The sequence below is a fragment of the Methylibium sp. genome (genome assembly GCF_965279545.1).
GTDB lineage: Bacteria > Pseudomonadota > Gammaproteobacteria > Burkholderiales > Burkholderiaceae_C > Methylibium.
Genome location: NZ_OZ257250.1, coordinates 1160370 through 1174293, shown reverse-complemented (window position 1 = coordinate 1174293; position 13924 = coordinate 1160370). Strand labels below are relative to the sequence as shown.

The 13924-nt window shown below is 70.2% G+C and carries 12 protein-coding genes and 1 tRNA gene; 4 read left to right on the top strand and 9 right to left on the bottom strand.

Annotated elements, in window-relative coordinates; genetic code table 11:
• Window positions 1-10: 10 nt before the first annotated feature.
• The 6 genes from ACQY9S_RS05480 to ACQY9S_RS05455 all read right to left on the bottom strand — a co-directional run bounded on the left by ACQY9S_RS05480 (window position 11) and on the right by ACQY9S_RS05455 (window position 7551).
• Window positions 11-1774, bottom strand: coding sequence for a PHA/PHB synthase family protein (locus ACQY9S_RS05480; RefSeq protein WP_428425585.1), 1764 nt, complete (start codon window positions 1772-1774; stop codon window positions 11-13).
• Window positions 1775-1897: 123 nt separating this feature from the next.
• Window positions 1898-2455 (bottom strand): YcbK family protein, encoded by a 558-nt coding sequence (locus ACQY9S_RS05475; RefSeq protein WP_428423697.1) that lies wholly within the window; start codon window positions 2453-2455, stop codon window positions 1898-1900.
• Window positions 2456-2461: 6 nt separating this feature from the next.
• The gene (locus ACQY9S_RS05470) at window positions 2462-4039 is read right to left on the bottom strand and encodes a L,D-transpeptidase family protein (RefSeq protein ID WP_428423695.1); all 1578 of its coding nucleotides are present in this window, start codon (window positions 4037-4039) and stop codon (window positions 2462-2464) included.
• A gap of 190 nt (window positions 4040-4229) precedes the next feature.
• A tRNA-Val gene (locus tag ACQY9S_RS05465) sits at window positions 4230-4306 on the bottom strand.
• 78 nt (window positions 4307-4384) lie between these two features.
• Complete coding sequence (locus ACQY9S_RS05460) at window positions 4385-6664, bottom strand: RelA/SpoT family protein (RefSeq protein ID WP_428423691.1); 2280 nt, start codon at window positions 6662-6664, stop codon at window positions 4385-4387.
• Entirely contained in the window at window positions 6661-7551 is an 891-nt protein-coding gene (locus ACQY9S_RS05455; RefSeq protein WP_428423689.1) for an alpha/beta fold hydrolase, read from the bottom strand. Before ACQY9S_RS05455 ends, ACQY9S_RS05460 begins: the two co-directional genes overlap by 4 nt.
• A gap of 50 nt (window positions 7552-7601) precedes the next feature.
• Between ACQY9S_RS05455 and ACQY9S_RS05450 the strand changes: the two genes are divergently transcribed.
• Window positions 7602-8384: a 3-hydroxybutyrate dehydrogenase gene (locus ACQY9S_RS05450; RefSeq protein WP_428423687.1), complete on the top strand. Its 783-nt coding sequence runs from the start codon at window positions 7602-7604 to the stop codon at window positions 8382-8384.
• 90 nt (window positions 8385-8474) lie between these two features.
• On the opposite strand, the gene ACQY9S_RS05445 is transcribed toward ACQY9S_RS05450, so the two are convergent.
• Window positions 8475-9200, bottom strand: coding sequence for an SIMPL domain-containing protein (locus ACQY9S_RS05445; RefSeq protein WP_428423685.1), 726 nt, complete (start codon window positions 9198-9200; stop codon window positions 8475-8477).
• 233 nt (window positions 9201-9433) lie between these two features.
• Here ACQY9S_RS05445 and ompR point away from each other — a divergent pair, with 233 nt between their 5' ends.
• The 3 genes from ompR to ppk2 all read left to right on the top strand — a co-directional run bounded on the left by ompR (window position 9434) and on the right by ppk2 (window position 12714).
• Complete coding sequence (ompR, locus tag ACQY9S_RS05440) at window positions 9434-10171, top strand: two-component system response regulator OmpR (RefSeq protein ID WP_428423683.1); 738 nt, start codon at window positions 9434-9436, stop codon at window positions 10169-10171.
• 189 nt (window positions 10172-10360) lie between these two features.
• Complete coding sequence (locus ACQY9S_RS05435; protein WP_428425584.1) at window positions 10361-11665, top strand: ATP-binding protein; 1305 nt, start codon at window positions 10361-10363, stop codon at window positions 11663-11665.
• 119 nt (window positions 11666-11784) lie between these two features.
• Window positions 11785-12714 carry a polyphosphate kinase 2 gene (ppk2, locus tag ACQY9S_RS05430; RefSeq protein ID WP_428423681.1) on the top strand — a complete coding sequence of 310 codons (930 nt, stop codon included), beginning with the start codon at window positions 11785-11787 and terminating at the stop codon, window positions 12712-12714.
• A gap of 16 nt (window positions 12715-12730) precedes the next feature.
• Here ppk2 and ispF read toward each other — a convergent pair whose 3' ends face one another.
• Together ispF and ispD are read right to left on the bottom strand one after the other, a co-directional pair.
• Window positions 12731-13219 (bottom strand): 2-C-methyl-D-erythritol 2,4-cyclodiphosphate synthase, encoded by a 489-nt coding sequence (gene ispF / locus ACQY9S_RS05425; protein ID WP_428423679.1) that lies wholly within the window; start codon window positions 13217-13219, stop codon window positions 12731-12733.
• Window positions 13216-13920: a 2-C-methyl-D-erythritol 4-phosphate cytidylyltransferase gene (ispD, locus tag ACQY9S_RS05420; protein WP_428423677.1), complete on the bottom strand. Its 705-nt coding sequence runs from the start codon at window positions 13918-13920 to the stop codon at window positions 13216-13218. Before ispD ends, ispF begins: the two co-directional genes overlap by 4 nt.
• Window positions 13921-13924 lie beyond the last annotated feature (4 nt).

The following is a 13924-nucleotide window of genomic DNA, read 5'->3' as shown; positions in this document are numbered from 1 at the left end:
GCGAGAGCCTTCAGCGCTGCAGCACGTAGGTGCCCGGCGCGTCGCCCAGGGGTGCCCGCCCCGGCGCGGCGGCGCGCGGCGGCGCAACGCGCTTCCCGGCCGAATGCCGCACCAGCCAATGCTGCCAGGCCGGCCACCACGAGCCTTCGTGCAGCGGCGCGGCAGCCTGCCATTCGTCGGCGCCGAGGCAGGGGGCGGCGGCGGCCTTCTCCAGCAGGCGGTAGTGCCGGTGCGGATGGCCGGGCTCGTTGACGATGCCGGCGTTGTGGCCGCCGTTGGTCAGTGCAAACGTGACATCGGTGTCGGCCAGGTAGTGGATCTTGTAGACCGAGGGCCAGGGCGCGACGTGGTCGCGCTCGGTGCCGACCGCGAAGATCGGCACGCGGATGTTCTGCAGCGCCACCGGATGCCCGTCGACGAGGGTGCGGCCAGCGGCAAGGTCGTTGCCGAGGAACAGGCCGTGCAGGTACTCGGAGTGCATGCGGTACGGCATGCGCGTGCTGTCGGCGTTCCAGGCCATCAGGTCGATCATCGGCGCGCGCTCGCCCATCAGGTACTCGTGCACGACGCGCGACCAGACCAGGTCGTTCGACTGCAGCATCTGGAACGCGCCGGACATCTGTTCGGCGGTGAGGAAACCGCGCTGCCACATCATGCTGTCGAGCATGTGGACCTGGGCCGGGTCGATGAAGAGCTGCAGCTCGCCCGGCTCGGTGAAGTCGGTCTGCGCGGCCAGCAGCGTCACCGACGCGAGGCGGGTGTCGCCGGCGCGCGCCATCGCGGCGGCGGCCATGGCGAGCAGCGTGCCGCCGAGGCAGTAGCCGACCGCATGCACCTTGCGGCCGGGAACGATCGCACCGATCGCGTCGAGCGCCGCCATCGGCCCCAGGCGCCGGTAGTCGTCGAGCGACAGATCGCGGTCGTCGGCCGTGACGTTGCGCCACGACAGGCAGAACACCGTGTGCCCCTTCGAGACCAGCCAGCGCACCAGCGAGTTGTGCGGCGAAAGATCGAGGATGTAGTACTTCATGATCCAGGCCGGCACCAGCAGCACCGGCTCGGCGTACACGCTCGGCGTGGCCGGGCTGTACTGGATCAACTCGACCAGGTGGTTGCGCAGGACCACGCGGCCCGGCGTCACGGCGAGGTCGCGGCCGACGACGAAGGCCTCGCTGCCTTCGGGCGGCTGCCCGGCAGTGCGGCGCCAGACATCGTGCGCGAAGTTGATGCCGCCCTGCCACAGGTTGAGGCCGCCCTGGTTGAACGTGCGCTGCAGGACCTCGGGATTGCTCCAGGGCAGGTTCGAAGGCGCCACCATGTCCAGCCACTGGCGGGCAACGAACGAGACCACGTCCTCGTGATGCGGCTGTGTCCCCGGCACGTCGCGCGCGGCCTGCTGCCACCAGGCTTCGGTCAGCAGGAAGGCCTGGGCCCACAGGCGGTACGGCCAGCCCTGCCAGGCCGGCGCCGCGAAGCGCGGGTCGCCCGGGCACGCCGGCAGGGCCGCGGGTTCGTTGGCTCGGAGTGCGGTGCCCGCCAGGGCGGTCGCGGCCTGCGAGGCGCGCAGCGCGAGTTCGACGCGCTTGCCGGGTGCGCCGGCAAGGTGTGTGGCCCAGTCGGCCCAGGCCAGCGCCAGCGACTCCGGCGAGAACCCGCCGGTCGATCGCGCCAGGCCGGCCTCGCGCAGCCGGTCGAGGACGCGCATCGCCTCCGCGCCGTCATCGCGGGCCGGTGTCGCTGCCGGGAGAGTGGGAGGCGTGCCGGGGCGTGTCATCGAAGGGCAGTGTGAAATCTGACGGTAGCCACCATTGATGCACGACAGCGTCAGCGCCTGCTTGACGAGCGTCAATGGCGACTCGATCGCCGTCCCGGTGCAACGGCCCGCCAGGCGAGTCGCTCACCAGTTCCGCACGCGGCCGGTGTCGAGGTGCACGAACTGTTCGCCCGGGTAGAAGCCCACGCCGCCGAGGCGCAGCGACAGCGCCGCGTCGCGCAGATCGGCCAGCGGCACGCCGGGCAGGCGCACGTCGATCGCGCAGCCGTCCATGTGCAGGCTGTGCTTGGCCACGCCGCCGCCTCGTGTTTCACGCAGGTGGGCGTTGGTGGCAGGGCATCGATAGCCGGAGATCACCTCGAACGAGCGCTCGCTGCCCAGCACGGTCTGCACGCTGTGCAGGAGATCGAACACGCGCGGGTCGATCAGTCCGATGTCGCCGGTGTAATGGTCGCGCAGGAAGCAGTTCAGCGAACCCAGTGCATCGGGAACATACCGCTCGTCGAAGGCGTAGACCAGGGCAATCTGCTCGTGTGTGTGGGTGTGCACCATGGCCAGACTGCGTGCTCCCCGCAACGAGGCCCGGGCCGGTGCCACTCGTGCCAGCAGGGCACCGGCGGTCGCGAGGCGGGCGGTGTGCCGCAGGAACTGGCGGCGGTCGGGGACCGGTGTGTCGGTCATGGTCGGTCAGCTGATTGGTTTGCGACCTTGTGCGCGCCGTCGCAACGCGGCATCGAGCAGGCGGTCATGCCCGTAGATGTCTTCGAAGAAGTAGACACGACCTTCCTTCACGAGAGTGGTTCCGTAGGCTATCAGCACCGGCAGCGGCTCGGCCAGCCGCAGTGTGGCCGATTCGCCCTTGCCCATGGCCTCGCGGATGCGCTCCTCCGTCCACTCCGGCATCCCCTGCAGCACGAACTTCGCCAGCGCCACCGGCTCCTCGACCCGTATGCAGCCGTGACTGAGGTCACGACGGTCGCGCCCGAACAGCTGCGTCGCCGGCGTGTGGTGCAGGTAGATGTTGTCGCGGTTCGGAAACACGAACTTGATGTCACCGAGCGCATTCTGCGGCCCCGGCCGCTGGCGGATGCGCAGTTCGCCGGTGAGCACCGCGTCGAGCCTCGCGGACGAGAGTGCCGTGCTCACTCGACCGTCCGAAGCCACGAACTCGAAGCCCTGCTGCTCGAAATAGCCTGGTTCGCGGCGCAGCCGAGGCACCGTCTCGGCGCGCGCGATCGACGGTGGCACGTTCCAGTAGGGGCTGAACTCGATGAATCGGATGTCTTCATCGAACATCGGCGTGCGGGTGTCCAACGCCTTGCCGACAATGACTTTCATTTCCTGCATGACGCCGATGCGGCCATCGCGCACTTCGTAGGCACGGAGCACGAACTCGGGAATGTTGACGACGATCATGCGCCGCCCCTGCATCAGCGGGGTCCAGCGCAGCCGCTCGAGCGTCAGCTCGATCTGGCGCACCCGGGCAGCAGGCCCGACCTGCAGCTGTGCCAGCGTGGCCTTGCCGATCACACCGTCGGCGCCCAGGCCATGCCGCTGCTGGAAGGCTGCGACGGCGTCGACCAACGAGCCTTCGTAGCGCGGCAGCACGGGCGCGTCCGGGGCGAGGTCGCCGAGGGCAACGAGTCGCTGTGCGAGCGGCGCCAGGCCAGGGTAAGTCTGCCCAGGCTCCAACTTGCCTCCTCGGCCCGACCGACCGACCGCCAAAGGCGGCAGCGGCTGCCGCCAGGCCGGGTGATCGACCAACTCGCGATAGCGGGCCAGGGCCTCGCGAAGGCGCCCGTAGAGTGGCAGGCGTGGTGCCGCCTCGCGTTCGGCCTCAAGCAGTCGCCGCGCTGCCAGCGCAGTGCGCAGGTAGGCCGCCGGATCGAAGTCGTCGCGGCGCGGCGGGGTGAAGTTCTCGTGGATCTGTCGCGGGTCGATACGGCCCGCGTGCAAGTCCACCAGGTAGCTCTGCATCGCTGCGCTCAGCGCCTGCTCCAGTTGCGCGACGGTGGCCGGCTCCGGCGGTGGACCCTGCATGGCCTGTGTGACGGCCTGCAGCAGCGTGCCCGCGCCGTAGTCCTGCGGCTCCAGGCCGTGGCTGGCGGCCGCGGCAAGAAGCTCGACGGCCTGGCGGGCTTGAGGGCCGGGCCGCCCGCCTGCGAACCAGAGTGGCCCGTCTGCCGCCATCACAACGGTGCAGCCCAGGCAGAGCGCGAATGCCACACCGCGCACGAACCCAGAGACCGCGCCCGTCATTTGCATCGGAGCATTGTCGACGACAGGAAGGGCGAGCCGGCAGCATGCGGTGCAGCGGGCGCCACCAAGCAGGTGCAGCGGCGGGCGCTCCTCAACAAGAACCGGCCGGAGCCGATGAACTTGGCGGACCCATTTGCTACCGCCAAGAAAAAAGGACCTGGCGTCTCCGCCAAGCCCTTCATTTCACTACCGCATTTGGTAGGCGCGATTGGACTCGAACCAACGACCCCCACCATGTCAAGGTGGTGCTCTAACCAGCTGAGCTACGCGCCTGCGAAGCTCGCAGTTTAGCATGGCTCTCTTGCCTGTTGCCTGGCCTGCGACGGCACCCGACAGCGCAGGAGCGAGCGACTACCGGCGCCTCGCGCCGCGCACGCCATTGACCTGGCACACGGCGCCCAGCACCGCGTGCAGCCGCGCCGAATCGGAGACCTCCACGGTGAAGGTCATCCACGCGCTGCCCCGGACTGTCTGGGTGTGCACGCCGACGACGTTCATCTTCTCCTTCGCGAACAACTCCGAGATGTCGCGCAACAGGCCCTGGCGGTCGGTGGCCTCGACGCTCACGTCGACCGGGTAGACCGCCGGTGCGTCACCGCGCGGCCGGCCCCAGGCCACGCCGATCACACGCTCGGGCGAGCGCCCGGCCATCTGGCGGAAGTTCGAGCACCCGACGCGGTGGATGGCCACGCCCTTGCCGCGCGTCACGTAGCCGCCGATCACGTCGGGCGGTGCCGGCTTGCAGCAGCGCGCCAGCGTCGTCAGCAGCGACTCGACACCGACCACCAGCACGCCGCCCTTGGGCGTTGCCTCGCTGCTCGGTCCGCGGCTCAGTCGCTGCGCCAGCAGCTCGTCGGGGTCGGGCAGCGGCTCGGGCGGGCGCAGCAGGGTCTCGATGGTGCGCAGCGACAACTCGTCCTTGCCGACCACCTCGAACAGCGCGTCGGCATTGCGAAAGCCCAGCTGCGCGGCCAGCTCGTCGAGCTTGATCGCCGTGCGGCCTTCGCGTTGCAGCAGCTTCTCGACGGCCTCACGGCCGCGCGCCACGGTGTGCTGCTGCGTCAAGGCGTTGAACCAGGCGCGCACCTTGGTCTTGGCGCGCGAACTGCGCAGGTAGCCGAGCTCGCTGTTGAGCCAGTCGAGCGAGGGGCCGCCTTCCTTGACCGCGACGATCTCCACCGTTTGCCCGCTGGCGAGCGGCGTGTTCAGCGTCACCATCGCACCGTCGACCCGTGCGCCGCGGCAGCGGTGGCCGAGGTCGGTGTGCAGCGTGTAGGCGAAGTCGATCGCGGTGGCGCCGGCCGGCAGCTCGATGATCGCGGCCTGCGGCGTGAACACGTAGATGCGGTCGTCGAACAGCCCCTGCCCCGCCGCCGCGTCGCCGCCGGGCTCGACCAGTTCGCGCTCCCAGGCCAGCAGCTGGCGCAGCACGGCCTTGCGGGCCTGCGCCACCTGCTCCTCGAAGTCGCCGCCGGCGCTGACGCCGGCATAGCCGCGCGCGCCGGCCTCCTTGTAGGCCCAGTGGGCGGCAATGCCGCTCTCGGCATGTTCGTGCATCGCCGCCGTGCGGATCTGGATCTCGATCGGCCGGTCCTGCTCGTCCAGCACCACGGTGTGCAGCGACTGGTAGCCGTTCGCCTTGGGCCGGGCGATGTAGTCGTCGAACTCTTCGGGCAAGGCGTGCCACAGCTCGTGCACGCGGCCGAGCGCGGCGTAGCACGCCGGCACGTCGTCGACGATCACGCGCAGCGCCCGCACGTCGAGCACGCGCTCGAAGCCGAGCTGCTTGCCCTGCATCTTCTTCCAGATGCTGTAGAGGTGCTTGGGGCGCCCCTGCACCTCGGCGTGCACGCCGGCTTCCTTCAGCACGCGGCCGAGGTGCGCTCGTGCCCCCTCGATCACCTGCTCGCGCTCGACCCGCTTCTCGTCGAGCAGGCCTGCAACGCGCTTGTACTCGTCGGGTTGCAGGAAGCGGAAGGCCAGGTCCTCGATCTCCCACTTGATCTGCCAGATGCCGAGCCGGTTGGCCAGCGGGGCGAACACCTGCGCCGACTCGCGCGCCAGCGCCTGCGGACAGGGCTGCTTGCTGGCGGCGTAGTAGCGCAGCGTCTGCAGCCGCGAGGCCAGCCGCAGCAGCACCACGCGCAGGTCGCGCGAGAACGCCAGCAGCATCTTGCGCACGCGCTCCACCTGCGCGGCCTGCTGCGCGGCGTCGAGCGCGGCGTCGCCGAGCGCCTCGCGCGCGCTGCGCTGCACCTGCACCAGCTTGCGGGTGTGCGCGACCAGGCTCGCGTAGCTCTCGCCGTAGGCCTTGGCGATAACCTCCTCGGGCTTCGCAAGGTACTCGCCCGCGTAGACCAGGTAGGCCGCGGCCCGCATCGACGGCGCCGCGCCGATGGCCTGCAGGATCGCCGCCACGCCGTCGGCGTGCGCCAGCGCGTCCTCGCCGGTGTCGAAGCGCTCGCCCGCGAGCAAGGGTTCGGCGAAGGCGCGCGCGCGCACCAGCACCGAGTCCGGCACCGCGTTGTCCCCGGCGCCCGGCGGCGGCGCAGTGGCCGTCTCGCCGGCCACGTCGCCGGCGAGCATCACGATCGGCGCCGCGTCGACGGCGTCCGCGAGGCCGGTCTTCATGGCGAGGCGAGGAACTCCTGCACGAGCGCCACCTGGTCGGGGGCCACCAGCGTCGGCGCATGGCCGATCCCGGCCAGCTCGACCAGGCGCGCCTTCGGTCCGCGCTGCGTCATGGCCAACGCCGTCTCGTGCGACAGCAGGTCGGACTCGGCCCCGCGCAGCACCAGCGTCGGGCAGCGCAGGCTGTCGTAGCGCTGCCACAGCAGTGCCTCGCCGGCCGCGGCCAGTGCCGGCGTGACGGCCTTGAAGAGCAGGCCGATGCGCGGGTCGTAGTGCGAGACGAAGCCGTCGCCCTGCTCGTCATGCACCGTCTTGAGTTGAGGCGTCGTCAGCGCCAGCCACTGCTCGCGGCTGTGCGGCCCGAAGCCCTTGGAGATGCTCCACAGGTAGTCGGCCGCCTCATCGACGCTGGCGTAGCGCTTGGGCGCACCGACGTAGGTGCCGATGCGCTGGATGGCGTCGGCGCCCAGTGCCGGCCCCACGTCGTTGAGCAGCAGGCGGCGCACCAGCGAGCCGCCCGCGCTGTCGCGCAGCGAAGCCACACCCAGGCCGATCAGCCCGCCCATCGAGGTGCCCACCCAGTCGACCTGCGCCGCACCGAGGCGCGCCAGCAGCGCCACCATGTCGGACACATAGGCAGGCACCTGGTAGCCCATCGGGTCGGCCAGCCAGTCGGACCGCCCCCGCCCCGCGACGTCGGGGCAGACGACGCGGTAGTCGGGCGCCAGCGCCCGGGCCAGGGTGTCGAAATCGCGGCCCTGGCGTGTCAGCCCGTGCACGCAAACGACCACCCGCGGGTTGTCGCGCGCACCCCACTCCCAGTAGGCCATGCGGTGCAGGCCCTGGGTGTCCAGGCAATGAACATGGTCGAGTCGGGGGTCGGTCATAGGGTTTCCTCTCGATAATCATCCTACCCAACGCAAGGAGCACCCAGACCATGTTGAACAGCAAGACCGCACTCGTCACCGGCTCGACCAGCGGAATCGGCCTCGGCATCGCGCTCTGCCTGGCCCGCCAGGGCGCCAACATCATCCTCAACGGCTTCGGCAACAGCGAGGAGCCGCTGGCGGAGGTTCGCGCCGCCGGCCAGGCCCACGGCGCCCGGGTCGGCTACCACGGTGCCGACATGAGCAAGCCGGCCGAGATAGAGGCGATGATGGCCTATGCCGCGGCCGATTTCGGCGGCGTCGACATCCTGGTCAACAACGCCGGCATCCAGCACGTGGCGAACGTCGAGGACTTCCCCACGGCGAAGTGGGACGCGATCATCGCGATCAACCTGAGCTCGGCCTTCCACACGACGCGGCTGGCGATCCCGCAGATGCGCCAGAAGAACTGGGGCCGCGTCCTCAACATCGCCTCGGCCCACGGCCTGGTGGCCTCGGCCGGCAAGAGCGCCTACGTGGCGGCCAAGCACGGCCTCGTCGGCTTCACCAAGTCGATCGCGCTCGAGACGGCGACCACCGGCATCACGGTCAATGCCATCTGCCCCGGCTGGGTGCTGACGCCGCTGGTGCAAAAGCAGATCGACGACCGCTCGGCGAACGAAGGCATCGCCGTCGCTCAGGCCGAGAAGGAACTGCTCGGCGAAAAACAGCCCTCGCTGCAGTTCACCACGCCCGAGCAGCTCGGCGAGCTGGCGGTCTTCCTCTGCTCGCCGGCCGCCGCCAACGTCAAGGGCCAGGCCTGGGCGATGGACGGCGGCTGGACGGCGCAGTAGCCGGCACCGCCGGGCTGTCGCCCGCGGGCCCCTCACCCCGGCCCTCTCCCCGCCAACGGGGAGAGGGAGTCAATGCGATCAGCCGCGCGCTCAGCGTGTGAGCTGCACGCTCCCGCTCACCGTCGCGCTGATCGTGCCCTTGCCGGGCTCGACCGGCACCGGCGCATCCGAGGCGATCGACATCTCGTTCTTCGCACGGTAGAGCACCGGGCGGGGCCCGCCGCCGCTGTCGGCCATCTGCACATTCACCTCGCGCAGCGCGTAGCCGGCATAGCCGAACTGCTTCGCCAGCTCGGTGGCCTTGGCGCGGTACTTCTGGATCGCCTGACCGGTGACGTCGCTCTCGTGCTTCTCAGCCAGCTCGCGCGAGATGCTGTAGCCCACGCTGGTGATGTTCATGCCGCTCAGGCGGCCGGCGGTCTGCGCGACCCGCTCGCTGTCCTTGCCTTCCAGCACCAGCTCGGCCTGGCCCTGCCAGCCGCTGATGCGGCCGTCCTTGCCGTAGCGCGGGTAGAGCGAGAAGTTGCCGGTGCGCACCTCCAGCGCGCCGGCTTGGGCGGCCTTCTTCGCCTCGGTCAGCGCGGCATCGAGCAGCTTCTTCAGCTGCGCCTGCACGGCGGTTGCGTCGTTGCCGTCGCGCACCGCCTGCAGCGTGATGCCGAGCAGGTCTTTCGTGACCTCGATGCTGGCACTGGTCGTGAAGCTCACGAGGTTCTCGCGCGGCGCATCGGCCGCCTGCGCGGCCGGCAGCGAGGCCGCCAGCACGACGGCGACCAGCGACGGGCGCAGCCCGCGGGGCACAAGACGATGGATCACGGTGGTCCTTTCAAGATCTGAAGACATCCCCCGGGCCGCAACACACCCACGCGTTTTCACGCCGGCCGCCGGCGCCCGTGTCGACACTGTCGCACAGCGCCGCTTCGCCGCCGGCCAGCCCCGATTGCGCTGCCGGCGCCGCAAGGCGCAAGATATGTAACAGCGGGAAAGGCGCCCGGTTTGACCGATGTTCGGTGCGCACAATCGCCGCTGTTACAAATGCAGGAGTGCCCATGAACGCCACCGCCAACAGCCAGCGCCCGGACCGCATCGCCGTCGTCGACGACGACGCCCGCATCCGCGATCTGCTGCGCCGCTACCTCACGCAGGAGGGTTTCGAAGTGCTGCTGGCCGAGGACGCCAAGGCGCTGAACCGCGTGATGACGCGCGACACGGTCGACCTGATCGTGCTCGACCTGATGCTGCCCGGCGAAGACGGTCTGTCGATCTGCCGCCGGCTGCGCGCCAACAACGACACCACGCCGATCATCATGCTGACCGCCAAGGTCGAGGACGTGGACCGCATCGTCGGCCTCGAGGTCGGCGCCGACGACTACCTGCCCAAGCCCTTCAACCCGCGCGAGCTGCTGGCCCGCATCAACGCGGTGCTGCGCCGCCGCCCCACGCTGGAAGCGCCCGGCGCGCCGGCCAAGGAGGCCCAGACCGTCAGCTTCGGCCCGTTCGAGTTCGACCTCGCGCTGCGCCGCCTGACCAAGGACGGCGAGCAGATCGCGCTGACCACCGGCGAGTTCTCGATGCTCAAGGCGCTGGTGCGCCACCCGCGCCAGCCGCTGTCGCGCGACAAGCTCGCGCAGCTGGCACGCGGCCGCGAGTTCGAGCCCTTCGATCGCAGCCTCGACGTGCAGATCTCCCGCCTGCGCAAGATGATCGAGCCCGATCCGGCGCAGCCGCGCTACATCCAGACCGTCTGGGGCGTGGGCTACGTGTTCGTGCCGGACGGTGCCGCTTGAAGTGGCCGACCGGCCCGCTTGCAGCTTCATCGATGAGCGCCCTTCATGGTTGACCCCGGCCTCTCGAGCGAGCGGGTGCGGCGGGCCTCGCGCGGTACCGCCCGCCCGCCACAGCACCGCTCGCGTTCGGTATTGGAGCGTTCTGCCGACCTCGCCGAGGACGAATGGCATTTGCTGCCCCGGTTCGCCATGACCCTGTTCTGGCGCACCTTCATCCTGCTCGCGGTGCTGCTGTGCGGCGGCATCTTCGCCTGGATGCAGACCTTCCGCGCACTCGAATTCGAGCCGCGCGCGGTGCAGGCGGCCCGGCAGCTCGCGAGCCTGGTGAACCTGTCGCGCGCCGGCTTGCGCTACGCCGATGCGATCAACCGCGTGACGCTGGTCAAGACGATGAGCGACCAGGAGTCGGTCAAGATCGTGCCGCGCGAGCCCAACGACAAGTACGAGCCCTTCGAGGTCGACCGCTTCAGCCGGGCCGTCGGGCAGGAGTTGCGCTCCCGCCTGGGCCCCGACACGCTGGTGGCCAACAGCGTCAACGGCGTCTCGGGGCTGTGGGTCGGCTTCAACATCGAGCACGATCCATTCTGGCTGCAGGCCGACCCCAAGCGGGTGGAGGCCGTGGCCGGCAGCACCTATTTCGTCTGGACCAGCATCGCGCTGATCGCCACGCTGCTGGGCTCGGCGGTGATCGCCGGCCTGATCAACCGGCCGCTGAAGGAGCTGTCGTTCGCGGCCAGCCGCATCCGCGACGGCGAGTTCGAGTCGCGCCTGGACGAGCAGACCATGACCAGCGAGATCCGCGAGGTCAACATGGGCTTCAACCGCATGGCGCGGGAGCTGGCCAAGGTCGAGGAGGACCGCGCGGTGATGCTGGCCGGCATCAGCCACGACCTGCGCACGCCGCTGGCGCGCATGCGCCTGGAAACCGAGATGAGCGTCGTCGACGAGGAAGCCAAGCGCAACATGGCGGCCGACATCGACCAGCTCGACGCGATCATCGACAAGTTCATGGACTACGCGCGGCCCGGCGAGGTGAAGCTGGTGCCGGTGCACCTGAGCAGCGTGGTCGACCGCGAGCTTTCGGCCTTCCGTGATCCGGCGCAGATCCGCATCGAGTCGCGCGTGGCGATCGACACCCGCGTGATGGCCGACGACACCGAACTCGGCCGCGTGCTCGGCAACCTGTTCGAGAACGCGCGCCGCTACGGCCGCGGCATCGACGGCATCGCCCGCGTGGTGGTCAGCTATGCGCGCACCGGGCCCTGGGTCATCGTCAGCGTGCGTGACCATGGCCCCGGGGTGCCGCCGCAGAAGCTCAAGCAGCTGACCACGCCGTTCTTCCGCGGCGATGCGGCCCGCACCGCGGCCACCGGTGCCGGGCTGGGGCTGGCGATCGTCGAGAAGGCCGTGCAGCGCATGGGCGGCAGCTTCGAGATCGCCAACGCGAGCGACGGCGGCCTGGTCGCGCACATCCGGCTCAAGCGCGCCCCCTGAGACCCACTCGCGCTCCGCGGCGCCGCCCCGGGAGCGGTCCGTCATGAAACGGACACGGCGTTCGGGCACGCTCGATGAGGACGCACGCGTCCTCCCGCAACCCTCGAACGCCCGCCGACATGAGTCTCACCGCACGGACCGATCACGACGAACTGATGCAGCGCATCCACCGCGATCTCGTCGACAGCTACGACGAAGAGCTCGAGATGGAGATCGACGACCGCAGCCTCGACGCGCTGTCCGCCCCGCCGACCGAGGCCGAGAGCGAAGCGCGCCGGCTGGCGCGCAGCCGCTACTTCCGCGAACTGCTGCGCCTGCAGAGCGAGCTGGTGAAGCTGCAGGACTGGGTGGCCGCCACCAGGCACCGCGTCGTGATCCTGTTCGAGGGCCGCGACTCGGCCGGCAAGGGCGGCGCGATCAAGCGCATCACCCAGCGGCTCAACCCGCGCGTGTGCCGCGTCGTGGCGCTGCCGGCACCGAACGACCGCGAGCGCACGCAGTGGTACTTCCAGCGCTACATCTCGCACCTGCCGGCCGGCGGCGAGATCGTGCTGTTCGACCGCAGCTGGTACAACCGCGCCGGCGTCGAGAAGGTCATGGGCTTTTGCAGCGACGCCGAGGTCGAGGAGTTCTTCCGCTCGGTGCCCGAGTTCGAGAAGATGCTGGTGCGCTCGGGCATCCAGCTCATCAAGTACTGGTTCTCGATCACCGACGACGAGCAGCACCTGCGCTTCCTCGGTCGCATCCACGACCCGCTGAAACAGTGGAAGCTCAGCCCAATGGACCTGGAGTCGCGCCGCCGCTGGGAGGAGTACACCAAGGCCAAGGAAGCCATGCTGGAGCGCACCCACATCCCCGAAGCGCCCTGGTGGATCGTGCAGGCCGTGGACAAAAAGCGCGCGCGGCTCAACTGCATCGCGCACCTGCTGGAGCAGATGCCCTACCAGGAGATCGAGCGCCAGGCGGTCGCGCTGCCGGAGCGCGTGCGCCATGCGGACTACATCCGCCACCCGGTGCCGGCCGAGATGATCGTGCCGGAGATCTATTGAAGCCTTGAAGCGCGCCTCAGGCGCTCAGCAGCAGGCAGACGGCACGCGCCTCGATCGCCCGGCCTTCGCCGACCGGTCCCATCTTCTCCGCCGTCTTCGCCTTCACGTTGACCTGCGCCGGCGCCACGCCCAGGCAGGCCGCGATGCGCTCGACCATCGCCGGGATGTGCGGCGCCATCTTCGGTGCCTGCGCGACGATGGTCGCGTCGACGTTGCCCACCACCCAGCCAACCTCGCGCACGCGCTTCGCCACTTCGGCCAGCAGCAGGCCCGAGTCGGCCCCGGCGAAGCGCGGGTCGGTGTCGGGGAAATGGCGGCCGATGTCGCCGAGCCCGGCGGCACCGAGCAGCGCATCGGTGATCGCATGCAGCAGCGCATCGGCATCCGAATGGCCGAGCAGGCCGTGGCTGTGCGGGATCTCGACGCCGCCGAGGATCAGCTTGCGGCCGGTGACCAGGGCATGCGTGTCCCAGCCCTCGCCGATACGGAACGGGATGGTGCTCATGGGCGCGTCCTCAGCAGTCGTTCGGCCAGCGCGAAATCGGCCGGCCAGGTGAGCTTGAAGTTCTCCAGCGCGCCCGGCACCAGCTTCGGCGCATGGCCCAGCGCCTCGATCGCGCTGGCCTCGTCGGTCACCGTGTCGCCCGCCGCCGCGAGCGCCTGCCGCAGCAGGCCGAGCCGGAACATCTGCGGCGTCTGCGCCTGCCACATCGCGCGCCGCTCGACCGTCGCGGCCACGCGGCCCTCGCGCTCGCGCTTCAGGGTGTCGGCCACCGGCAGCGCGAGCAGGCCGCCGACGGCGTCGCCCTCGCAGGCGGTGATCAGGCGCTCGATGTCCTCAGGCTGCACTAGGCAGCGCGCCGCATCGTGGACCAGCACCCAGTCGTCGGGCGCGGCGCCGCGTTCGGCAAGCGAGCGCAGGCCGTTCAGCACACTGGCGGCGCGCGTCGCGCCACCGACACGGGCGAGCCAGGCCGCCGGCACCGAGGCATGCGCCTCGAAAGACCGGTCGTCCGGTGCGACGACGACCAGCGTGCCGGCCAGGCGCGGCACACGCGCCAGCGCCGCCAGCGTGTGCGCCACCACGGCACGGCCGGCGATCTCGCGGTACTGCTTGGGCCCGCTCGCGCCGGCCCGCTCGCCGACGCCGGCGCAGGGCACGAGCGCGTAGCACTGGGGCGGCGTGAGAGCGTTTTGCGGGGTCATCGGG